The sequence below is a fragment of the Streptomyces sp. NPDC004266 genome (assembly GCF_042874095.1).
GTDB lineage: Bacteria > Actinomycetota > Actinomycetes > Streptomycetales > Streptomycetaceae > Streptomyces.
Window position 1 is genome coordinate 86,303 of the sequence record NZ_JBIAMM010000012.1, and the last position, 23,441, is coordinate 109,743.

Sequence of the window (23,441 nt, forward strand, 5' to 3'; positions counted from 1 at the left end):
ATAGCGGCGGCGCCCAGTCTGGACCCTGCACCGCTTCGCATCCGGACAGGAGTCTCATGCCCCGCACCACCCCCCATGTCACCGGCGTCGGACCGCGCCGACGGTCCCGCCCGCTGGCGCGTTTGATGACGGTCTGCGTCGCGCTGGGAGCGACGTTGCTGACGCCCACTGCCGCCGGCGCGGCCGGGTCGACCAATGAGGACGCCTACCGCAACCTCGGGCAGGCGGACCGGGCCGAGTGGATGTGGGGCATCGCGAGCGACACCAAGCTGTCGGCGATGTCCATCCCCGGCACCCATGACACGCTCTCCATCCACGGCGGTACGGCCGCGGCCACGCAGGAGGACTACGGCGACAGCGCGCAGACGCTGACGGCACAGCTGGAACGGGGCATCCGGGCCGTCGACATCCGGGTCCGCGTCAGCGGGAACGACGCCTTCACGGTCCACCACGGCGTGTACTACCAGCAGGCCAACTTCGACGACGTCCTGACGAAGGCACGGTCGTTCCTCTCGGCGCATCCCACCGAGACGATCGTGATGCGGCTGAGGGCCGAGTGCGTCTACGAGGGCGAGAGCAGCACCCCCGGCGACTGCGCGCACGACCCGAAGTCGGTGACGCGGGAACGGGTCCGGACCGTCTTCGACGGCTACCGGAGCAGGTACTCCAGCCTGTTCTACACCCCCTCGGTGTCGGGGGCCGGCCCGGCCGCGATCCCCACGCTGGGGCAGGTCCGCGGCAAGGTGGTCCTCGGCAGCTTCGACAACGCCGACAGCGATCACTACGGGATCAAGGGCTTCAACGACTTCAAGGAAGACCACTGGGGCGAGCCGACCATCCCGGGCAAGTGGAACCACGTCAAGGCCAACGTCGACAAGGCGATGGCCAGCCCCTCCCCCAACGATCTGTTCCTGACGTATTCGTCCGCGTCCCAGGCGCCCTTCGGGTACCTGCCCTGGCACTACGCCGGTGGTGACCTGTACTCGAACGGCGTCAAGTACACCGGCGTCAACGTCCAGCTGATGCAGCACCTCAACAGCACGCGGGGCCGCGTCGGCATCGTCATGTCGGACTTCCCCGGCTGGGGCCTGGTGAACGCGATCATCGACCACAACGCCGACAATGCCGTCCAGGGCGGCAACCGGATGATCTGGCTGGTCAACGACAACAAGACCTACGTCAACAGCCTGTACGGCCGCTGCATGGTCCGGGGTCCCGAGTTCGACAGCTCCAGGACCGGTGGCCTGGTCACCCAGCGCGAGTGCCAGTCGACGCCGCCCGGCAGCCACCAGTGGGGGGCCGAGAAGCCCTCGTACGACGGCAAGGGCCACTTCTGGATCAAGGCGAGCAACGGCAAGTGCCTGACCGTCCCGTACAACAACGGCACTCCGCCGGGCTCCGGAACCCAGCTGTTCTGGTGGGACTGCGAGACCCGCTGGTTCTCGGGCAGCCAGATGTGGAACATCATCCCGACCAAGCTCGCCACTCCGACCGGGTCCCGGCCGGCCTACACGTTCATCAACAACTGGACGGGCCTGTGCCTGTCGATGGACCCGGCCACCGCCGGCACGACGGGCGGCAAGGTGACCCAGGAGACCTGCCCGAAGAGGTAGCCCTCTGCGGATACGCGGGTTGCCCCCTCCGGGGGAGGGGGCAACCCGCTCCGTCTTGTGCCGGGCGTCAGCAGGTGATGGTGCCCCTGCGGATCGCGTGCCCGCTGGTGTTGCTGTCGTCCGCCCAGTAGACGGGCTTGGTGCCGCCCGCGCACTCGTCGGCGGCGGCGAGGGTGAAGCCCTCGTTGTTCAGGTCGGCCATGCCGGCCGGGCGGTTGTAGACGGCGGCCGGGGCGAAGACGCCGTCGGTGCCGATCTTCAGCGTCCGGTGCCGGCCGGAGCAGGTGTCGTCGCAGACCAGCCACAGGCGCGCGGCCTGCGGCTCCCACTGGAGCTCCATGACCCCGGCCATGCCGCTGCTGATCGTCGCGACCCGGGTGGCGGTGCCGCCGTCCTCGAGCACGTAGCCGTAGACGGATCCGGTGCCCTCGACGCCGACGAAGAACACGCCTCCGGTGTGCGCGCCGAAGCGGTTCGGGGCGTAGGCCGTGCCGGTCGACTCGTCCTTGAAGCCCGCCGCGGTGAGCGTGGCGTCCGGGATCCAGGTGATCGCCTCGAAGCCGGCGTTGGAGCCGACGGCCGGCAGGCCGGCGGTCAGGTTCCACTCCTTCGTGGCGGTCAGGGTGGTGCCGGTGCCCGTGGTGACGTCGTAACGGAGGACGGACAGGCGGCTGGTGCCGGAGGCGTCGCCGTTGCGCTCGCTCGCCACGTAGGCGCCGCCCGCCGCACCCGCGGCCGTCAGCGTCACGGCCTCGCTGTCGGGGGCGCCGGTGCCGTTGGGAAAGCGCAGGGTCTTGCCGGAGGCCCAGCCGTTCGCGGTGTCCGGCCGCCAGCCGCCGGAGCCGTCACGGACCAGCCGCCACAGCGTGCCGGAGTTCTGGGCGCCCCACATCACGGAGCCCTCCTCGTACAGGCCGCTGAGGTCCGGACCGAAGACGTCGGAGCCGTCGGCCGTGGCCACGGAGCCGCCGCCGGGCCAGGCCTCCGGTGCCGTGCCGCTCCCGCCGCAGGAGTTGAGCGCGCCGAGCGTGAGCGCCGTCTGGCCGAAGGCGCCGGTGCCGTCGGGGCACCGCGACCAGGACGGGGCCGAGTGGCTGGTCCACGTGAAGCTGTCGACCAGCGTGCTGCCGCCGGGCAGGTAGAGGCGGGCCTTGTCCGCGGAACCGAGACCGAACGACGCGGAGACGTCGAAGGCCCTGACCGCGCCCGGGCCGAGCGTCGTCCCGGACGGCACGGTGAACTTCGAGCTGTTGTTGTCGTCCCTGAGGACCCAGCCGGAGATGTCGACGGCGGCCGCGCCCTTGTTGAACAGCTCGATCGAGTCGTTGACGCTGCCGGTCGTCACCACCTCGTTGATGCGGATGTCGTCCGCCGGGGCCGCCTGGGCCGTGGACACGAGCGCCGACACGGCGGCGACCGTCGTGGAGCCGGCCACGACCAGGCGGAGCGAGGCGCGGCGGAAGAGGGCGAGGTGACGACGCCCACGGCGAGCGCGTACTTCGAACACGGTGTCCGTCCCGGGAGGAGAGGAGGAGTGGGGTGGTGGAGCGAGACGAGCGTCCTGTCCGATGCCGAACGGCGATCGGCATCGGCTCGGTCGCCGGGTGAACGCACGTCGAACGACGGGCCGGCGAGCTCCGACCGGTCGAGGGAGCACCCGGCATCACTGCGGTGCGGTCCGTGGAGCCGGACCGTCCGAGCGGCTTCGCTGCGCTGGGCACCATGCCACGGGCCGGGGAGCCGAGTGAATCGGTACCTTCATGGTCCCGCGGGAACAGCTCCTCGTACCACCGGGTCACGCCTGCGCGCCCCGGGCCGAAAACTCGGGTGTGACCGGACCCGGGCGGGTCCGGCGTGACGGCTTCGTGCGGCGTGCAGGAGGGGTGCGGTGCTGGTCGTGCCCGGTCGGCGGCCGTCGGCGAGGGAGCTGTCGGCCGGTGGGGCGACGAAGCGGGGGACGGAGGTCCTGGCGGCGGAGGAGACCGGCGTACTGGTACGGCGGCCATTCGGCAGCGTACGGCGTGCCGCGAGCCGGACGCCCGGGCAGAGTGGTGAGGAGCGGTGGCCGCAGCCGCTCACCATGCACGGAATGGACGGTGCCCTCCGATGACCTCGGACAGCGACGACCTCCTCGACGTGGGGCACGCGGCCGGTCTCGTGGTGGACGGCCGTGGGACCGTCCTGGGGTGCACACCCGCGGCGGAGAACCTGTTGGGGCGGTCGGCACGGGACCTGCACGGGCGACGCGTCCGGGATCTCCTGGCGGATCCGGGGAGCTGGCGGGCGGTCATGGCGCAGCGCGACGGGCCGGTGTGGGAGGGGCGCGCGAAGCTCGCCCCGGACGGCGCCGGGGAGGTGGATTTCCGGGTCCTGCCGCTCACCGACGGACCGGGGGGTTCCCCGCCCCGGTTCCTGGTACTGGGTGCGCCCCGCGCCCTGGTCGCGCAGTGGCGTCAGGGCAACGCCTTCATGCGGGAGCTGTTCCTCCAGGACCGGATCGGTCTCGCGGTCTTCGACAACGACCTGCGCCTGGTGAGGACGAACACGCACCTCCTGCCCTACACGGGTGTCCCGGGCGATCTGTACGGGGCTCGGCTGAGCGACTTCGTCCGGGAGTCGGACGCACGCGTGATCGACGCGCGGCTGCGGGAGGTCCTGACGACCGGGGTCCCGCTGGTCGCGGTCGACGTCCAGGTGCACACGCGGGTCGACCCGGGTGCGGGGCGGATCATGGCGGTCTCCGCGTTCCGCCTGCAGGAGGCGAACGAGTTCGTGATGGGCGTGACGGCCCTCTTCGTGGACGTCACGGAAGAACGGCTCTCGCGTCGTCGCCTCGACCTGTTGCACCGGGCCACCACCGTCCTCAGCACCAATCTCTCCGCCGAGGAGACCACCCGCGACCTCGCCGCCGTACTCGTTCCGGCACTGGCCGACGTGGCGGTCGTCGAGGTCGCCGAGGCCGTGTTCACCCACGAGGAGCCGGCCCCCGAACACCGTCATCGGCATGTGCTCCGTCGGACGGCGGTGGCCGGGCTCTCCCCCGACCTGCTCGGCTCCGCCACGTACGAGGTGGACACCGGCGGTGTGCTCTCGGGCCGGGTGCGGCCGCACGCGTCGGGCGCGAGCGCGGAGCCTCCTGACGCGAGCCCGGCTCCTCCTGACGCGGTCGGTGGCCTCGCGCGCGGGATGAGCGTGTGGCTGCGGGCGCGAGGGGCGCTCCTCGGCCGCATCCGGGTCGGGCGGGACGAGGACCGTCCGCCCTTCACCGACGACGACCTCGCCCTCCTGGAGCAGATCGCCTCGCGTACGGCCCTGGTCGTGGACAACGCGCGTCGCTACGCCCGCGAGCGGAACGCCGCGGTCGGCCTGCAGCGGAGCCTGCTGCCGTCCTCCACCACCGACACGTCCACCGTGCACACCGCGAGCGTCTACCTCCCCACCGACACGGCGACGGGTGTCAGCGGTGACTGGTTCGACGTCATCCCGTTGTCGTCCGGACGGGTCGCCCTCGTGGTCGGGGACGTGGTCGGGCACGGCCTCCAGGCCACCGCGACGATGGCACGGATGCGCACCGCCGTGCGGACACTGGCGGACCTCGACCTGGAACCCGACGAACTGCTGACGCATCTGGACGACCTCGTGTCCCAGTTCGTCATCGACACCGACGGTACGGAAGCCGCGCGGCCACCCGGCACCGAGATTCCCTTCGGCTCGTTCGGTGCCACCTGCCTCTACATGACGTACGACCCCGTGACCCGGCGGTGCGTCGTGGCCAGCGCGGGACATCCGCCGCCCGCGCTGATGGACCCCGACGGCAGCGTCTCCTACCTCGACCTCAGCCCCGGTCCACCGCTCGGGGTCGGCGGACTGCCGTTCGAACCCGTGGAGAGGGAGGTGGCGGACGGCAGCGTCGTCGCGCTCTACACCGACGGGCTGATCGAGGGTGGGCACTCCGACCTGGACGAGGGGATGACGGCCCTCCGGCACGCACTGGCCTCGCTCGGGTCAGGCCGGCCCCTGGAGGAGGTCGGCCCCGAAGTGGTGCGGCGCCTCGTCCCCGCTCCGCTGTCGGACGACGTGACGCTGCTGCTCGCGGCGGTCCGCGGGGTCCCCGCGGACTCCACCGCCACCTGGACCTTCCCTGCGGATCCGGCGGTGGTGGCCGAGGCGCGGGCCCACGTGCTGAGCCAGCTGTCCCGCTGGGACCTGGACGAGCTCGCCTTCACCACCGAGCTGGTGGCCAGCGAGCTCGTCACCAACGCCATCCGTTACGCGGGTGGGCCGATCTCGCTCCGGCTGATCCGCACGGCGACGCTGATCTGCGAGGTGTCCGACGGCAGCAGCACCCAGCCCCGTATGCGCCGCGCCCACGCGACGGAGGAGGGGGGCCGTGGGCTCTTCCTGATCGCGCAGCTCGCCGACCGGTGGGGCAGCCGGTACACGCGCACGGGCAAGACCATCTGGACGGAGCAGTCCCTGCCCTCCGGGCGCTGAGTCCGCGTCCTTCCCCCGCGTCGCCCCGTACGGTCCACCGGCCCCGCCCGCGGCGAAGGCGACGACACCCCCGCAGCGTTTTATCGACGCATAAACGATGCGTGTTGTCCCGTCATGCCTGCCTGGAACAGGGTGGCCGCACGAAGCAGGACACGACGTCACTGTCCGCGTCGGATCGGAGGAGGGTCCTGTGGCGGGCGCCGCGGGACCCCTCCCGGCCACGGACCGGCATCCCCATCCGATCGAGGAACTGCTCCGAAGAACCGTTGACCGACAGCTGTTGCTCCCGGACTCGGGTCCGGGCCATGAGGGGTGGACAGATGAACCGCCGAAACATCGCGGTGGTGGGGGCGGGAGTGGCCGGACTGACGGCCGCCCACATCCTGGCGCGCGTGCACGACGTCACCCTGTACGAGGCCGAGGACCGCCTCGGAGGACACGCCCACACCCATGAGCTGCCCCTGCGCGAGGGCGGCGTCGTCCGGGTGGACACGGGGTTCATCGTCCACAACGAGCGGACCTACCCCCACCTCCTGCGGCTCTTCCGGGAGCTGGGCGTGACGACCCAGGACTCGGAGATGAGCATGTCCGTACGGTGCGACGGCTGCGGACTGGAGTACGCCGGCGCCCGGGGGCCGCGAGGTCTCCTGGGCGGCGGCAACCTCCGCCGCCCGGCCCATCTGCGCATGCTCGCCGACGTGCCGCGATTCCACCGGGCCGCCCGCCGCCTGCTCGAAGCGGGCGACGAGACGATGACCTTGGGGGACTTCCTCCGAAGGCGCCGCTTCACGGCCCACTTCGTCAGCCACTTCGCGATCCCGCTCGTCTCGGCGGTGTGGTCGTGCGCACCGGAGACCTCGCTCCGGTACCCCGCGGCGTACCTCTTCCGGTTCCTCGGCCACCACGGACTCCTGGCGGTGACGGGGTCGCCGCGGTGGAAGACGGTCACCGGAGGCTCCTCGGCCTACGTCGAACGCGCGGCCAAGGGGCTGACGGCCGTCCGGACCGCCACGCCGGTCCGCAGCGTCCTGCGCGGCCCGGACCAGGCCCGCGTCGTCACCGAGGACGGCGAATCGACCACCCACTCCGCCGTCGTCCTCGCGGTCCACCCCGACCAGGCCCTGCGGCTTCTCGCCGACGCGACCGCACAGGAACGACGCGCCCTGGGAGCGTTCACCTACTCCCGGAACCCGACCGTGCTGCACCGCGACACCTCGCTCCTACCCCGGAGCCCCCACGCGCGCGCATCCTGGAACTACTGGCTTCCTTCCTGTGCGGCCCGTCCGGAATCGGTCCAGGTGAGCTACGACATGAACCGACTGCAACGGCTGACCGTCGCCGAGCCCCACATCGTGACGCTCAATCCCGGTGGCAGGGTCGACGATTCCACCGTCCTCGCCCGCATGACCTACGAGCATCCCGTGTACACCCCCGAATCCGTCGCGGCTCAACGCCTGTTGCCGGGCCTCAACACCTCTGTCACGGCGTACGCGGGCGCCTATCACGGCTGGGGGTTCCACGAAGACGGCTGCCGGTCAGGAGTCGAGGCGGCCCGGAGCCTCGGAGTGGACTGGTGAACGGGAGAGCGGCCGGAAGCGGAGAGGGCGGTACGTTCCCCCATGTCCCCGCCCTCTACCGGAGCGAGGTCGTCCACACGCGGGTCGCCCCGTTGCGGTACGGGTTCCGTCGACGCACGTACTTCTGGCTGGTCGACATCGACGACCTCCCCCGTCCTCCCCGGCTCCTTCGTCCCCTCGCCCGGTTCGACCCCCGTGACCACTTCGGCGGTACCGCGCCCACCCTGCGGGCCGGACTGGACGCCTTCCTCGTGGCCAACGGCGTCACCGACGCCGACGGAACGGTCCTGATGCTCGGCCACGCGCGTGTCCTCGGGCACGTCTTCAACCCCCTCACCCTCTACTGGTGCCACGACAGCACCGGGCGCCCGGTCTGCGTCGTCGCGGAGGTGCACAACACCTATGGGCAACGCCACTGCTACCTCCTGCGACCCGACTCCCAGGGTCGTGACGAGGTCCCCAAGGTCTTCTACGTGTCGCCGTTCTTCGACGTCGAAGGCTCCTACCGGATGCGCCTGCCCCTGCCCGGCGACCGGCTGGACCTCACCGTCCAGCTCCGCCACGCGGAGGGCCACCGCCCCCTGACCGCCACCGTCCTCGGCACCCACCGTCCCGCGGGCACCCGGACGCTCCTCGCAGCCTCCCTGCGCCACCCCTGGTCGACCGCTGCCGTCTCGCTCGGCATCCGCCTCCATGGGATCCGCCTCCACCTCAAGGGACTGCCCGTCCGGCCCCGGCCCACCCCTCCCACCCAGGAAGGCATGCTGTGACTCTCCTGTCACCCTCGGTATCCGCACGCGACACCGACAACGGTCCCCTCTCGGTCTGCGCCGAACGCTGGCCGGACGTGGCCCGGCTCCCCCGCGCCTCCGCCCTGCGCACGGCCGTCGCGCGCACGCTCGTGGAGCGCGCGCTCGCCCGCCTGCCGCTGCGGACGGTCACGCCGGAGGGGGGCCGGTCCGCGGCCGGCACGGCGGACGGCCCGTCGACCGCGCCGACACTGACGCTCCACGACCCCCGGGCCTTCTACCGGAGGATCGGCGCGGACGGCCTCATCGGCTTCGGCGAGTCCTACATGGCCGGCGAATGGGACAGCGACGACCTCGTCGGGCTGCTCACGGTCCTCGCCCGTCACGTCGACGACCTCGCCCCGGCACCGCTCCGGCGCCTGCGCGGCGCCTGGACGCGCCACAGGCCCCGGAACGACCGCAACTCGCTCGACGGGGCCCGCCGGAACATCCACCGCCACTACGACCTGTCCAACGAGCTCTTCGCCCTGTTCCTCGACCCCAGCCTCACCTACTCGTCCGCGGTCTTCGACTCCCTTCCGGCCCGGGGCGCCGACCTCACCGCCGCCCAGCACCGGAAGATCGACCGGCTCCTCGACCTGGCCCGGGTCGGCCCCGGAACGCGGCTCCTGGAGATCGGCACGGGCTGGGGGGAACTCGCCCTGCGCGCCGCCGCCCGCGGGGCCCACGTCCGTACCATCACGCTCTCCGCCGAGCAGCGGAGCCTGGCGACGGAACGCGTCAGGGCCGCCGGCTTCTCCGACCGGGTCGACGTCGAACTCCGCGACTACCGCCGGACGGGCGGACGCTACGACGCCGTGGTCAGCGTGGAGATGATCGAGGCCGTCGGTCCCGAGTACTGGCCCGACTACTTCGCGACCCTGCGCGGACTCCTGGCGCCCGGCGGGCGCGCCGTGCTCCAGGCCATCACGATGCCGCACGACAGGATGCGCGTCACCGCCCGCACCCACACCTGGATCAGCAAGTACGTCTTCCCCGGCGGACTCATCCCCTCCCGGGAGGCCATCGCCCGACACGGCTCCGCGGCCGGACTCGCCGTCGTCCACGACGCGGGTTACGGCGAGCACTATGCCGAGACGCTCCGGCTGTGGCGCGAGACGTTCCTGGACAACGGGGAAGCCGTCGCGGAACTCGGCTTCGACCGCGTCTTCCGCCGCATGTGGGAGCTCTACCTCGCCTACTCGGAGGCGGGCTTCCGCGCCCACTACCTCGACGTACGCCAGATCGCGCTCACCGCGACCGGCCAGGAGGGGTAGGCGCGATGGGGTCGGTCCTTCACGCCCGGCACGGGGGACTCCACCCCCGTCACGGGGGAGGGGTACGCGCGTGACGTTCGTCGACACCGGTGCCCTCGTGCTGCTCCTGGCCGTCTCGGCCGGCACGGCGACGGCCGTCATGCTGATCACCTTCGTCATGGGGAACGCCAGAGGCCTGCACCGGATCGTCGACGTCGCGTGGGGCGTCGCGTTCGCCGCCGTGGCCCTGGTGTCCTGGTCGCTCTCCGACGGGTACGGGGACGACGGCCGCAGAGCCGTCGTCGCGCTCGCCACCGTCGTGTGGGGACTGCGGTTGGCCGTCCACATCGCGCGCCGCGGGCGAGGGCACGGCGAAGACCCGAGGTACGCGCGGATGTTGGACCGCGCCCCGGGCAGTCGAAGCCTCTACGCCCTCCGCAAGGTGTACCTCCTCCAGGGCGGCCTGGTCTGGCTCGTCTCCCTGCCCGTCCAGGTCGCCTCCCTCGTGCCCGAGCCCCTCGACGCCACGGCGGCCGTCGGGCTGACGTCGTGGGCGGTCGGAGTGTGCTTCGAGGCGACGGGAGACCACCAGCTCGCCCGGTTCAAGGCGGATCCCGCGAACAAGGGACGCATCATGGACCGGGGGCTGTGGAGCTGGACCCGCCACCCCAACTACTTCGGCGACTTCCTCGTGTGGTGGGGCCTCTACCTGATGGCGTGCGTCTCGTGGCAGACCGCCCTGCTCACCGTGGTCTCCCCCCTCGTGATGAGCGGGCTCCTCGTCTTCGGGAGCGGCAAGAGGCTCCTGGAGAACCACATGGCACAACGCCCCGGATACGCCGAGTACCGCGCCCGGACGAGCGGCTTCCTCCCCCGTCCCCCGCGCCGGCCCGCCCGCCCGTCGCGGGCACGGGAGCGGTGACCGTGGCTCTCTCCGATCGGCGGAAGGGGCAGGTGGACGAGCGTCTGGTTCTCCGGCACCCGCCCTCCGCCCCGATCGCCGCGGTGCTCCTGCTTCCCGGCGGTCGTGCCGACGGACTGCGACCGCCACCGCCCGTCGACGTCGCCGCCCTCCGCATGAGGCCGTTCGGCCGTGCGGTGCTGCGCGCACTCCGTCCCCGGCCCGTGTGCGTCGCCTACCTGAGATACCGCCGAAGGGGCTGGAACGGGGACCGGGCCGACGCCGCCCGCGACGCCCGGGAGGCCCTCGCCGTCCTTCGGGAACGCGCCGGGGACGTTCCCGTCGTTCTGCTCGGTCACTCGATGGGCGGGCGAGCGGCCCTGCGCGTCGCGGGAGATCCAGCGGTACGGGGAGTGGTCGCCCTGGCCCCGTGGTGCCCGCCCGCCGATCCGGTCGGTCACCTCGCCGGCCGACGGCTCTTCCTCCTCCACGACGAGGCGGACCGCGTCACCTCCGCCCAGGAGTCGTGGGACTTCGTCCGTCGCGCCCGTGCCGTCGGTGCCGACGCGACGGGAGTGCGGATGCCGGTCGGCGGTCACGCCATGCTGCGAGGCGCCGGCCTGTGGCACGGACGAGCGGCGGACCTCGTGGCACGGCTCGTCGACGGCGGCTGAGGGCGCCAGGACCCCGGTGCGGGGGCCACTCGCCGACGGGCGGTGACCGGACTCACGGCCGGACGCGCCCCCGACCGAGGTCGGCCAAGACCTCCCGGGCGGCGCGGGCACCGGAGGCGAGGGCGCCCTGCAGTGACCCCGTGGCCCGGTGGTCGCCGCATGCGTAGCGGCCGGCGCGCAGGCGGGTGGTTCGTGTCAGCGGGTGGTGCGGCGGCATGGCCGGCAGCGCGTCGGGCACCGTGGTCCGGTGCACCGTCTCCCAGGAGTCGGTGTCCGTCCCGTACACCTCGGCGAGGGCCGCTCGGAGTGACGCGTCCCGTGCCGGAGGGAGCTCTCCCAGGACCGAGGTCGACACCAGCGCCCGGCCGTCCCTCGCGAAGTGCGGATGCACCTCGGTGAGGACGCAGGTGTTCAGGAAGCGCCGGCGCTCGTCCACGACGAGGGTGGGTTCGGTCAGCGGGGAGCGTTCGGCCGCATGGTAGACCGTGGTCACGGTGCGCCCCTCGGGGATCTCCAGCCCCGGCAGCAGGCGGGCCGCGGCACGTGGACCGGCGGCGACGACGACGGCCCGGGCGTCGAGCTCGGCGCCGTCGGCGAGACGCACTCCCCCGTCGGTGAGGCTGTCGACCGGTGCCCGGGTGAGCAGCACGCCGGGTGGCAGCTCGGCGGCGAGCTGGAGGGGCACGGCTTGGATGCCGTCGGCGGGCAGGCACTGCGTGCCCCTCAGGAAGGTGCGCCAGACGAGGTGGAAGACGCGGGCCGAGGTGTCCAGGTCTTCTTCCAGGAAGACACCGGACAGGAAGGGCCGGAAGAAGGTCTCGATCAGGTCTTCCGAGATCCCGGCCTTCCTGAGGGTGGCGTGTGTGGTGGTGTCGGGACGGGAACGCAGCCGGGCCGTCGGCTCCAGCATGTCCCGGGCCGACAGCGCTCCCACGGCGAGCAGGTCCCTCGGCGAAGCCACCCGGCCGACGAGCAGGTCCCTGCCACCGCGGAGATCGCGGGTGGGATCGGTGAACCGCCGGTTCCCGCGCGGGGTCGCGACGAGCACGGCGGGGCTGAAGCGCCGAAGCCGCAGTCGGCGCAGGTCGAGCCGCTTCCTGACCTGTGGGTAGGACGTGTTGAACACCTGGAAGCCACGGTCGACCGTGAATCCCGAGACACGGTCGGTACGCATGCGCCCGCCGGGCGATCCGTCGGCCTCCACGAGGCGGACCGAAAGCCCTCCCCCGACGAGGTCCGCCGCGCAGGCGAGGCCGGCGGCACCGGCTCCGACCACGATGGCGTCGAGTCGTTCAGCCGCCATGACCCGCTCCTCCGCTGCCGGACCCGCCGCGGGGGATCTCGGCGGGCCTGCGGTGCGCCGAGTCACCGAGGAGGTGAGTGTGCATGGGTGTCCCCTCCGCCCGGACCCCTCTCGGAGGCCCCGGACGATCCGTTACGGCACCGCGGACGGCGCTGTCGTCCCTTCTTCCGCACCGGGAGCGCGGACGGATGCGAACGGGGGCGGATTCGTCCGGGTGCCCGTGCGCCCCGAGGGGTGCGGCCTCGGGCGGTGACCGGAGGCCCCGGTCACCGCCCGCACGCGCGTCAGCTCAGGCGGATGTGGTCCACCGCCCAGTACCAGTTGTTCCCGGCGTCGTACATCCGGAAGCGGAGGGTTACCGTCCGCGCCCCTGCCGGGACGGTGAGGTCCTTGGCGACCGCCGTGTTCTCCGCGTCCGGCGAGCCGGGGCCGTAGCGCAGCACGATCTGCTCCTCGCCCGTGTCGAAGACCGCGCGGACCTCGGCCTTCTGGTCGCCCTCCTGCCGGTAGTGGGAGTCGAGGTCCACCCGGAGGGTCGTACGGTCGGCCGGGATCGGGACCGCGGGCGAGACCAGGGTCGAGTCGAAGCGGCCCTTGCTCGCGGGCGCTCCCGTGTCGTCCCAGTCGTCCGGGTCGGCGACCGCGACGATGCCGAGGCCCCGGGTGAAGTTCGGCCTGTTCTGGGCGCCGGCCGACCAGGCGCGACGGGTGTGGAAGGTCCAGCCCTGGAACATCGGCGTGCCCTGGGGCATCGCGGTCGCGTTGACGACCGACCAGCCCTCCGGTGCCGTCGCCGTCCAGCCGAGCACCTGGCCCCGCTTGACCAGCTTCCCGGCGAGCGACTGGAAGTCCTCCGCGAGCAGATGACCGCTCATGGTCGGGGCGATCCGGGCCTGGATCTCGCCGTCCGCGAGGCGCAGGCCGTCCGCCGCGCGGCCGCGGGCGACCGCGAGCACTCGGGCGGAGCCGTACGCGGGGGCGTCGACCGGCGCGGTGACGTCCCAGCCGGCGGCGTACGAGGAACCGGGGGCCAGGGTCCTGGGCGGAGTGTCCGCGACCGGCTTCGCCGTCCACCCGGACGGCACCGTGAGGGCGGCGGTCACGTCGTGGAGCTCGGCGGGTCCGCGGTTGCTCACGGTGACCGTGAACCGGGCCGTGGTCCCGCCCGCGACGACCGGCTCGTCACCGGCGGCCGTGGTCACCTCGGCGGTGAGGGCGTCGGCGAGGCCCATCGCGGGGTCGGTGACGCCTCGGACGCGGTCCCGGCCGCGGTCGTGCCGCCGGTCGGCGAAGCGGCCGGCGAAGCGGCGCAGGAACCGCGGGTCGTCGGCGGCGCTCACGGCGATGTCGTACCAGCGCTCGGCCGGTACCCGCAGCTTCACGGTGCGCTCGTCGCGCGCGCCGACCCGGACCTCACGGACCCCGCCGCCGTACGCCAGATCGCCGACGAGCACGGTGCGGGAGCGTCGCCCGCGGTTCTCGATCTCGACCTCCACGTACGCGCGGTCGTCGTCGGACTTCTCCTCGAGGCGGGCCTCCAGGGCGTCGTCGGCGGCGCCGCGCAGTGCCCACAGGGAGCCGTTGGGGCCGTGGATGCGCAGGTCGTAGGTGCCGTCCTGGAGGGCGCGGGCGCCGGAGAGCCGCTCGCCCGCACCGACGGTGTAGAAGTCGGGGGCGCTGCCGGGCTCCGCGTACACCTGGAAGACGGCGGCCTGGCGCCCCTCGTTGCGGAGGTCGAGCTCGACCTTGCCGTCGCGGACCCCGGAGCGCAGCGACAGGGCGTACGGCACGGGGCGGGCGGGCCGGGTGCCGCGCTGCTGGCGCGGGAAGAACTGCGGCGAGGGGATGGCGATCGACGGCTTCCCGGCGGCCGCGTCGGCCTTCGCCACGTTGCCGCTGGTGTCGGGGAGCTCGGGCCAGGTGATGTCCTCGCCGGAGAAGTCGAAGACGGACGTGAGGTCGCCGGCGACGGAGCGGCGCCAGGGGCTGATGTTGGGCTCGTGCACCCCGAAGCGGCGCTCCAGGAAGCGGATGACGGAGGTGTGGTCGAGGACGGTGGAGTCGACGACGCCGCCGCGGGTCCACGGGGACACGACGAGCATCGGCACCCGCAGGCCGAGGCCCATGGCGTGCGGCCCGGAGACCAGGGTCTCCCCGGCGGGCAGGGTGTCCGACCAGGTGAGACCGCCGTCGGCGGCGCGGACCCGGTAGCGGCCGTCCTGGGAGACGACCCGCATCGCGGTGGCGCCGCCGGCCTGCCTCACCCGGACGACGACCTCGCCGTCCACGGACATGGTGGCCTTGCCCCGGTCGGCGGAGAGCGGCGGCACGGGCGGCATGCAGTGGTCGAAGAAGCCTCCGTGCTCGTCGTAGTTGAGGATGAAGACGGTCTTGGCCCAGACCTCGGGATGGTCCGCGAGCGCCTCGATCAGTCGCGCGGTGAGGTGCTCGCCGAGCGGCGGGGGCCAGCTGGCGTGCTCGGAGAGGGCTTCCGGGGCGACGATCCAGGACACCTGCGGCAGGCGGTCGGCGGCCACGTCGGCGCGGAACGCCTCGACGAGCGCGTCGCCCATCTTGTGGCCGTCGCCCTGGTCGGCCGCGGCGCCGACCATCGCCATGCCCCGGTCGTGGAGCGGGTCGCCGGGCCCGGCCTGCTGGAACGGCCGGAACCAGGCGAGGGCGTTGTCGTCGTAGTTGTCCCGGGCCTGGTAGGTCTTCCAGCTGATTCCGGCGCCCTGGAGCCGTTCGGCGTACGTGGTCCAGGTGTAACCACCGGGAACGTAGCTGTTGTTGTAGACGACGGTGTCGTTGACCGTGCCCCCGCTCGTGCCGGTCATGAAGTGGTCGCGGTTGGTGTTCGTGTTGCACTGGACCGACGCGTGGTACTGGTCGCAGACCGTGAAGGTGCCGGCGAGCGCGTTGTAGAACGGCATGTCGGCGGGCTCGTAGAAGCCGTGACCGAGCCAGCCGCCGGTGCGGCCGGTCACGTAGCCGTCGGCCCGACCGTCGTTCCACAGGGGGAAGGAGTCGACGAAGCCGAAGGCGGGGGCGCCGTTCCGGTAGGCGTTGGTGTGGGCCGCGTTCATCGCGAAGGGGACGAGGTGGCCCTCGGGGCGCGAGGGGTCGGGCTGGTGGAAGACCGACCTGCCGTTGGCGCCGCGGACGGCGGTGCGGTCTCCGAGGCCGCGTACGCCGGGCAGGGTCCCGAAGTAGTGGTCGAAGGAACGATTTTCCTGCATCAGTACGACGACATGCTCGATGTCTTCCAGCCGGCCCGGGCGGGCGGGCGCCGCAAGGGCCTCGCGCACGCTGAACGGCAGCGAGGCGAGCACGGCGGCGCCGGCGGCACCGCCGAGCAGCGCGCGACGGGAGACGTCGGGGGAGGGAGGCATGACGGGGGGCTCCTTGGATCTTTCGCATCGGAACCTCTTTGGTCCAGACGCGTTATGTTTACGAGATCTCATGGGCGCGCGCCCGGGTCGCCGGTGAACGAAAGACGAACTCCCTCGCCGAATCGGCACACTTCGCCGGGATCCGGTCGCCACGCGCACGCGTCGGCCCCGCCTCCACCGCCCGCCCGGCGGGCGTCCGCCGCGGGGAGCACCTCCTCCATCACGCCGGGGAGCCCTGCCGCCCACCGGCGGGTCACCCGCCCACGCCCCTCACCGGCCACGTCGCGGCGAGCCGACGTGGCCCGCGGGCGGCATCATCCAGACCTCACCACCTACCCGCGCTTGCATATATGGCGCGCATGCAACTATTGTCGAGGCATGCAAAGGGATCGTTCAAGCAATTCCGGAAAGGGGCGCGCCATGCCGCTCGCTCTCCTCGCCCTTGCGGTCGGGGCCTTCGGCATAGGCACGACTGAGTTCGTGATCATGGGGCTGCTGCCCCAGATCGCCGCCGACTACGGGGTCACCATCCCCACCGCCGGCCTCCTGGTGACCGGCTACGCACTCGGCGTCGTCATCGGCGCGCCGCTGCTCACCGCCTTCGGGACCAAGGTCAGCCGCAAGCGGATGCTGATGCTGCTCATGGGCCTGTTCGTGCTCGGCAACCTGCTCTCCGCGCTCGCCCCGAACTTCGGGGTGATGCTGACCGGCCGCGTCGTCGCCTCGCTCGCCCACGGGTCGTTCTTCGGCATCGGGTCGGTCGTGGCCGCCGAACTGGTCGCGCCGGAGAAGAAGGCCGGCGCCATCGCCACCATGTTCACCGGCCTGACCGTCGCCAACATCGTCGGCGTGCCGCTCGGCACCTTCATCGGGCAGGCCGTGGGCTGGCGCATCACCTTCGCGATCGTCGCGGCGCTCGGTGTGGTCGGGCTCCTCGGCATCGCGAGGCTCGTCCCCGCCATGCCCCGCCCCGAGGGCACCCGGCTGCGCGGCGAGCTGAAGGCCTTCCGCAACCCGCAGGTGCTGCTCGCGATGGCCATGACCGTGCTCGGCTTCGGCGGTGTCTTCGCCGCGATCACCTACATCGCGCCGATGATGACCCACGTCGCCGGCTACGCGGACGGCTCCGTCACCTGGCTGCTCGTGCTCTTCGGCATCGGCATGTTCCTCGGCAACCTGCTGGGCGGCCGCTTCGCCGACCGCGCGCTGATGCCCATGCTGTACACGGCCCTCGGCGGCCTGGCGGTCGTGCTCGCGCTGTTCACCGTGACCGCGCACGACAAGATCCTCGCCGCGATCACCATCCTCCTCGTCGGAGCGCTCGGCTTCGCCACCGTGCCCCCGCTGCAGAAGCGCGTCCTCGACCAGGCCCACGGCGCGCCGACGCTGGCCTCCGCCGTGAACATCGGCGCCTTCAACCTCGGCAACGCCCTCTCCGCCTGGCTCGGCGGCCTCGTGATCGCCGCCGGCCTCGGCTACACCGCCCCGAACTGGGTCGGCGCCGTCCTCGCCGCCACCGCCCTGGGCCTCGCCTTCTGGTCCGCGGCCCTGGAGCGCCGTGCTCCCGCGGTCGAGGCCGCCGCCGGTGCCGGTGCCGACGTCCGCACCCCCACCCCCGTGCATCACTGACCCCCACTCCCCTCCCCTCACCTCACCTCACCTCACCTCAGGAGAAGCGCCATGAGCACCACCGCCGTCGCCCCGCTGAGCACCGCCGACGCCGAGACCCTGATCACCACCGCCCGCCGCGCCGCCGAGGCCGCCGGGGTCACCGTCAGCGTCACCGTCCTGGACGCGGGCGGGCACCTGCTGGCCTTCCGCCGGGACGACCGTGCGGTGCTGATCTCGGGCGAGACCAGCACGCGCAAGGCGTACACCGCGCTCCAGCTGAACGCCCCGACCGCCGACCTGGTCGACCTCGTGAAGCCCGACGGCCCGTTCCACTCGCTGCCCACCGCGCTCGACCGGCCGCTGCTGTTCATCGCCGGCGGCCTCCCCGTCCACCGCGACGGCCGCCTGATCGGCGCGATCGGCGTGGGCGGCGGCGCCCCCGAGCAGGACCACGGCTTCGCCGCCACCGCCGTCGAGGAACTCTCCCGATGACCGGCCCCCGCACCCGCACTCCGCAGGAGGTCTTCGCCGACCACGGCACCCGCCTCGGCACCGGCGACCTCGACCTGATCAGCCGGAACTACACCGAGGACGCGGTCTTCCTCACCCCCGACGGCGTCCTGACCGGACGCGAGGGCGTGAAGGAGGGCATCGGGCGGCTCCTGTCCGACCTGCCCGACGCCGACTGGCAGCTCGCCCCGCGGTTCGCGGGAGACGTCCTGTTCCTGCGGTGGACCGCCGCGGGCTCCGCCCACGAGGTCCTCGACGGCGTCGACACCTTCGTCTTCCGCGACGGGCTCATCAGCGCCCAGACCGTCCGCTACACCCTGACCGAACGCACCAAGTGAAGGAACACCCGCTCACCATGGCCCCCTCCGCCGTCCCCACCGTCACCCTGAACAACGGCGTCGAGATGCCCCGGCTCGGCTTCGGCGTCTTCCAGGTCCCCGACGACGAGACCACCGCCGCCGTCACCGCCGCCCTCGAGGCCGGTTACCGCAGCATCGACACCGCCGCGATCTACGGCAACGAGACCGGCGTCGGCCGTGCGCTGGCCGCCTCCGGGCTGCCCCGCGAGGAGCTCTTCGTCACCACCAAGCTGTGGAACGCCGACCAGGGTTACGACTCCACCCTCCGCGCCTTCGACGCCGGCCTCGCCAAGCTCGGCCTCGACCACGTCGACCTCTACCTGATCCACTGGCCGGCGCCCGCCCGCGATCTGTACCGGGACTCCTGGCGCGCCCTGGAGCGCCTCGCCGAGGAAGGACGCATCCGCGCCGCCGGCGTCTCCAACTTCCAGCCCGCGCACCTGCGGCGGCTGATGGAGGGGACGGCGCTGACCCCGGCCGTCAACCAGGTCGAGCTCCACCCCGGGCTGCAGCAGACCGAGCTGCGCGCCTTCCACGCCGAGCACGGCATCGCCACCGAGGCGTGGAGCCCGCTCGCCCAGGGCGCCGTCCTCGGCGACCCGGCCGTCGCGGCCATCGCCGCCCGGTACGGCAAGTCCCCCGCGCAGGTCGTCATCCGCTGGCACCTGCAGCTCGGCAACGTCGTCATCCCCAAGTCGGTCACCCCGGCCCGGATCCGCGAGAACTTCGACGTCCTCGACTTCGCGCTCACGGACGAGGAGATGCGGGCCGTGGCCGCGCTCGACCGCGATCTGCGGACCGGCCCGCACCCCGACGAACTCAACTGAGCAGGCACTCCCCTCCCCCTGGGCTCCGTCCCCGGCAGGCCTCCGGCCCGCGGGGCGGGGCCCCGCCCGTCCGCCCGGAAGGACACACGCCGTGGCACTCCTCCATCCCGCCCTCACCCGTCTGGCCCCCGGCGCCGGGCGGCTCACCCTCGGCCTCGAACTCCCCCTCGACAACGACTGGGCCCCCGCGCGCGTCCACGCCGACCGCGAGGCCGGGCGCCCGTTCGGAGTCCCCGACCTGACCGGGCACACCCGGCTCGCCCGGCTCGCCGACCGGCTCGGCTTCGCCGCCCTGTGGCTGCGGGACGTCCCGCTGTACGACCCCGTCCGGTTCGGCGACGCCGGCTCGGTCTTCGAGACCTTCACCCACCTCGGCCATCTGGCCGCCGTCACCGAGAACGCCGTCCTCGGCACCGGCGCGATCGTGCTGCCCCTGCGCGACCCGCTGCTGGCCGCCAAGGCCGCGGCCACCGTCGACGTCCTGTCGGGCGGCCGTATGCTGCTCGGTCTCGCGAGCGGCGACCGCCCCGTGGAGTACCCGCTGTTCGGACGGGACTTCGAGACGCGCGGCACGGCCTTCCGCGAGGGCGTCGAGACCCTCCGCGCCGCCTGGCGCACGGGCCCGCTGGAGCTGTCCCGGGCCGGACTCGGTGCGGACCGGGAGCTGGAGGTCCTGCCCAAGCCCGTCCACCCGGCCGGGATCCCCCTCGCCGTCGCCGGCGGCGCTCAGCAGACGCCCGAGTGGATCGCCGAGCACGCCGACGCCTCCCTCGACTACCCGCGCGACCTGGGCGCGCTGCGGCTGAGGACGCGCGAGTGGCAGGAGCTCACGGACGGCGGGAAGCCGTACCTCACGCCGATGGTCCTGGACCTGCGGGAGGACCCGGACGCCCCGCCGCGCCCCATCCGCCTGGGCCTCAGCACGGGCGGCAAGGCGCTGCGCGGTCACCTGGAACAGATGGCCGCGCTCGGCGTCGCCCATGTCTCCTTCAACCTCCGGCCGAACGACCGGCCCCTCGACGAGGTGCTGCAGGAACTCGCCGAGGACGTCCTGCCCCACTTCCCCACGCCCGTGGACCGGTCGTCGCCCGCGGCGACGCCGGGCGGGGACGGAAGCGAACCACCGGGCGGCTCGCGTTCGTAGCGGTTCCCCGCGACGAGCCCGCGGCCCGGCCCCCGCTCGCGACCGTCGGTGCGAGCGAGGGTCACGGTAGGCCATGACGATCGTCATAGCGGAAGGGCGTGGGGTACGGGTGTCCAGGAGCAGCACGCCGTCCCGCGAGCGGATCGTGGTGGGCGCGGCGGACATGATCAGCCGGCGCGGCCTGAGCGCCACGAGCATCCGGGAGACGGCCAAGCACGCGCAGGCCCCGCTCGGTTCCACGTATCACTGCTTCCCCGAGGGCAAGCAGCAGCCGGCCTCGGAGGCCGTCCGCCACACGGGCGACCGGATGGCCCGCAGCCTGCGCAAGGAGCTGGGAGCGGGGCCGGCCGCGGGCCTCGACGCCTTCCTCGCCCTGTGGTGGGAGATCGTCGTGGACACCGACTTCCACGCGGGCTGTCCCGTCCTGGCCGTCGCCGTCGAGGAACCGCCCGCGGACGAGGTCCCGCCCGCCCTGGCCGCCGCGGCGGAGGTCTTCGAGCTGTGGGAGGGCCTGCTCGCGGACTCCCTGCGGGCCCACGGCGCCGAGGCCGGACGGGCCGCGCAGATCGCCACGCTCGTCGTCGCCGCCGTCGAGGGCGCGGTGGCCATGTGCCGCGCCAAGCGCGGCACCGACCCCCTCGACCGCACGGCCGCGCGGCTCCGGGCGCTGATCGCCGACGCGATCGGGGACTGAGCGGACCACTCCGCCCCGGCCCGGCCCGTCCTACGCCCCGAGGGCCGGGCGGACGGCGGCGGCCTTCTCCTGAGGAAGCGCGCCTGGAAGCCCGCCCGCGCGGCAGGGGCGAACCGCACGGCCTCGGGGACGAGTACGGCGTCCGTCAGGGTCTCGGCCGGCTCGCGGCGGCGATCCGGCCCCAGACGGCCCTTCGGCGTGTCCACCGGGACGACGGTCACGTCCACCTCCCATGACGACCGTCATGGACAGAGGCCCCACCCGGGCTGCGACAGCCGTCGTACCGTCCTCCCTCCGTCCTTCGCCGGCGACGGCGCCGGTTCGGCGCAGCCCCGGTGGCCCGGGGGGCCGTCCGGCCGGAGGGTGGGAGGGAGGATCGCCTGTCGCCCCGAGCCCACGAGGACGCCGCCGATGCACCGCTACCCGCCGATCGCCGACCACGGTCTCGTCGGAGACCTGCAGACGTGCGCCCTGGTGTCCGCCGAGGGTGTCGTGGACTGGTTCTGCTCGCCCCGCTTCGACTCCCCGAGCGTCTTCGGCCGGCTCCTCGACCACGAGCGCGGCGGCCACTTCTCGATCACCGTGGAGGCGCCCGGTACGACGGCGCGTCAGCTGTACCTGGCCGACAGCGCGGTGCTGCTCACCCGCTTCCTCACCCCCGACGGGGTCGGCGAGGTGGCCGACTTCATGCCGATGCCCGCGGACCCGACCGTGCCCACCGACCGGCACACCCTGGTCCGGGTGCTGCGGGTGGTCCGCGGCACGGTCCGCTTCGCGGTCGAGTGCCGGCCGCGCTTCGACTACGGCCGGGAGACGCACGAGCTGGTCCTCGACGGCGCCACCGCGCGTTTCGCCGGAGCCACGGTCGCCGCTCACCTCCAGGTGCTCGGCGCCATCGCGCTGGAGCGCGACGGCCGGGACGTCCGCGCCGAGGTGGAGCTGACCGCCGGTCAGCACGCCGCCGCCGTGCTCACCCTGGACGCGCCGGGCGCCGAGCCTCCCGAGCCGGCCGACGAGGCGAGCCTGCGGGCCGCTTTCGACGGGGTCCGCTTCTTCTGGCACGACTGGATCAGCCGCTGCCGCTACCGCGGCCGCTGGCAGGATCAGGTCAACCGCTCGGCGATCACGCTGAAGCTGCTCACGTACGCCCCGTCCGGCGCGCCGGTGGCCGCCGCCACCATGGGACTGCCCGAACAGGTCGGGGGCGAACGCAACTGGGACTACCGCTACACCTGGGTCCGGGACGCCTCGCTGTCCGTGCGCGCGATGGTCGACCTGGGCTTCACCGAGGAGGCGGACGCCTTCCGCCGCTGGCTGGGCGCCCGGTTGCGGGACGGTGGCACGGTCAACGGCGAGCCGTTGCAGATCATGTACCGGGTGGACGGCGACCCGGAGCTGAGGGAGGAGGTGCTGGACCATCTGGAGGGCTGGCGCGGCTCGGCCCCGGTCCGGGCCGGCAACGGCGCCGCCGACCAGCTCCAGCTGGACATCTACGGCGAGGCCGTCTACGCCTTCGCGCAGGCCCGCCACCTGGCGCAGCAGGCCGGCTACGACGGCTGGCAGCGCTTCGCCGCCACGGTGGACTGGCTGTGCGAGCACTGGGACCGCCCGGACGAGGGGATCTGGGAGACCCGCGGCGGCCGCCAGGACTTCACGTACAGCCGGCTGATGTGCTGGGTCGCCTTCGACCAGGCGGTACGGATGGCCCGCGAGTTCGGCCGCCCCGCCGACCTGCCCCGCTGGACGGCCGCCCGGGACGCGGTGCTGCACCAGGTGATGGAGCGCGGCTGGTCCACCGAGCGGCAGGCCTTCGTGCAGCAGTACGGCAGCGAGGTCCTGGACGCCTCGCTGCTGATGATGCCGATCACCCGGTTCATCGCGCCGCGCGACCCGCGCTGGCTGTCCACGCTGGACGCGATGGACCGCGAACTGGTCTCCGACAGCCTGGTCTACCGCTACGACCCGGCCGCCTCCCCCGACGGCCTGCGCGGCTCCGAGGGCACCTTCTCGCTGTGCAGCTTCCTGTACGTGGACGCGCTCGCCCGGGCCGGGCGGCTCGAACAGGCCCGGTACGCCTTCGACAAGATGCTCACCTACGCCAACCACGTCGGGCTGTTCGCCGAGGAGATCGGGCCGACCGGCGAACAACTCGGCAACTTCCCGCAGGCCTTCACCCACCTCGCGCTGATCACCGCCGCGCTGACCCTCGACGAGGCACTGGACCGCTGACCCCGGGGCACTCGACCGCCGGCCCCGGCGGCCGGCGCGACTGCGTACGAACCGTTTCGATCATGCGAA

The 23,441-nt window shown here is 72.9% G+C and carries 17 protein-coding genes; 14 read left to right on the forward strand and 3 right to left on the reverse strand.

The window, feature by feature from the left end:
* Positions 1-56: 56 nt before the first annotated feature.
* The gene (locus ACFYUZ_RS26780) at positions 57-1,613 is read left to right on the forward strand and encodes a phosphatidylinositol-specific phospholipase C domain-containing protein (protein WP_389313337.1); all 1,557 of its coding nucleotides are present in this window, start codon (positions 57-59) and stop codon (positions 1,611-1,613) included.
* Positions 1,614-1,680: 67 nt separating this feature from the next.
* On the opposite strand, the gene ACFYUZ_RS26785 is transcribed toward ACFYUZ_RS26780, so the two are convergent.
* On the reverse strand, positions 1,681-3,120 hold the full coding sequence (locus tag ACFYUZ_RS26785) for a lamin tail domain-containing protein (RefSeq protein ID WP_389313339.1): 1,440 nt from the start codon (positions 3,118-3,120) through the stop codon (positions 1,681-1,683).
* Positions 3,121-3,719: 599 nt separating this feature from the next.
* On the opposite strand from ACFYUZ_RS26785, the gene ACFYUZ_RS26790 reads away from it, so the two are divergent.
* From ACFYUZ_RS26790 to ACFYUZ_RS26815, 6 genes are all read left to right on the forward strand, one after another.
* On the forward strand, positions 3,720-6,107 hold the full coding sequence (locus ACFYUZ_RS26790) for a SpoIIE family protein phosphatase (RefSeq protein ID WP_389313341.1): 2,388 nt from the start codon (positions 3,720-3,722) through the stop codon (positions 6,105-6,107).
* Positions 6,108-6,427: 320 nt separating this feature from the next.
* Positions 6,428-7,684 carry an NAD(P)/FAD-dependent oxidoreductase gene (locus tag ACFYUZ_RS26795; protein WP_389313342.1) on the forward strand — a complete coding sequence of 419 codons (1,257 nt, stop codon included), beginning with the start codon at positions 6,428-6,430 and terminating at the stop codon, positions 7,682-7,684.
* Positions 7,681-8,454: a DUF1365 domain-containing protein gene (locus tag ACFYUZ_RS26800; RefSeq protein WP_389313344.1), complete on the forward strand. Its 774-nt coding sequence runs from the start codon at positions 7,681-7,683 to the stop codon at positions 8,452-8,454. Before ACFYUZ_RS26795 ends, ACFYUZ_RS26800 begins: the two co-directional genes overlap by 4 nt.
* Before the next feature lie 5 nt (positions 8,455-8,459).
* A complete protein-coding gene (locus tag ACFYUZ_RS26805) occupies positions 8,460-9,749 on the forward strand; it encodes a class I SAM-dependent methyltransferase (protein ID WP_389313679.1) in 1,290 nt (429 codons plus the stop codon).
* Positions 9,750-9,819: 70 nt separating this feature from the next.
* The gene (locus ACFYUZ_RS26810) at positions 9,820-10,650 is read left to right on the forward strand and encodes a DUF1295 domain-containing protein (RefSeq protein ID WP_389313346.1); all 831 of its coding nucleotides are present in this window, start codon (positions 9,820-9,822) and stop codon (positions 10,648-10,650) included.
* A 2-nt stretch (positions 10,651-10,652) separates the two neighbouring features.
* On the forward strand, positions 10,653-11,303 hold the full coding sequence (locus ACFYUZ_RS26815; RefSeq protein WP_389313348.1) for an alpha/beta fold hydrolase: 651 nt from the start codon (positions 10,653-10,655) through the stop codon (positions 11,301-11,303).
* A 52-nt stretch (positions 11,304-11,355) separates the two neighbouring features.
* Here the strand turns inward: ACFYUZ_RS26815 and ACFYUZ_RS26820 are convergent, their stop codons facing one another.
* Together ACFYUZ_RS26820 and ACFYUZ_RS26825 are read right to left on the reverse strand one after the other, a co-directional pair.
* Entirely contained in the window at positions 11,356-12,606 is a 1,251-nt protein-coding gene (locus ACFYUZ_RS26820; protein ID WP_389313350.1) for an NAD(P)/FAD-dependent oxidoreductase, read from the reverse strand.
* A gap of 284 nt (positions 12,607-12,890) precedes the next feature.
* Complete coding sequence (locus tag ACFYUZ_RS26825; protein ID WP_389313352.1) at positions 12,891-15,998, reverse strand: phosphocholine-specific phospholipase C; 3,108 nt, start codon at positions 15,996-15,998, stop codon at positions 12,891-12,893.
* A gap of 420 nt (positions 15,999-16,418) precedes the next feature.
* Between ACFYUZ_RS26825 and ACFYUZ_RS26830 the strand changes: the two genes are divergently transcribed.
* The 7 genes from ACFYUZ_RS26830 (at position 16,419) to ACFYUZ_RS26860 (ending at position 23,372) form a co-directional block, all read left to right on the forward strand.
* Complete coding sequence (locus tag ACFYUZ_RS26830) at positions 16,419-17,627, forward strand: MFS transporter (protein ID WP_389313354.1); 1,209 nt, start codon at positions 16,419-16,421, stop codon at positions 17,625-17,627.
* Positions 17,628-17,678: 51 nt separating this feature from the next.
* On the forward strand, positions 17,679-18,101 hold the full coding sequence (locus ACFYUZ_RS26835) for a heme-binding protein (protein WP_389313356.1): 423 nt from the start codon (positions 17,679-17,681) through the stop codon (positions 18,099-18,101).
* Positions 18,098-18,457: a nuclear transport factor 2 family protein gene (locus tag ACFYUZ_RS26840; protein ID WP_389313358.1), complete on the forward strand. Its 360-nt coding sequence runs from the start codon at positions 18,098-18,100 to the stop codon at positions 18,455-18,457. Before ACFYUZ_RS26835 ends, ACFYUZ_RS26840 begins: the two co-directional genes overlap by 4 nt.
* A gap of 17 nt (positions 18,458-18,474) precedes the next feature.
* A complete protein-coding gene (locus ACFYUZ_RS26845; RefSeq protein ID WP_389313360.1) occupies positions 18,475-19,305 on the forward strand; it encodes an aldo/keto reductase in 831 nt (276 codons plus the stop codon).
* A gap of 91 nt (positions 19,306-19,396) precedes the next feature.
* Positions 19,397-20,449: a TIGR03571 family LLM class oxidoreductase gene (locus ACFYUZ_RS26850; RefSeq protein ID WP_389313362.1), complete on the forward strand. Its 1,053-nt coding sequence runs from the start codon at positions 19,397-19,399 to the stop codon at positions 20,447-20,449.
* A gap of 73 nt (positions 20,450-20,522) precedes the next feature.
* A complete protein-coding gene (locus tag ACFYUZ_RS26855; protein WP_389313364.1) occupies positions 20,523-21,143 on the forward strand; it encodes a TetR/AcrR family transcriptional regulator in 621 nt (206 codons plus the stop codon).
* Positions 21,144-21,554: 411 nt separating this feature from the next.
* Positions 21,555-23,372, forward strand: a complete 1,818-nt coding sequence (locus ACFYUZ_RS26860; protein ID WP_389313366.1) for a glycoside hydrolase family 15 protein — start codon at positions 21,555-21,557, stop codon at positions 23,370-23,372.
* Positions 23,373-23,441 lie beyond the last annotated feature (69 nt).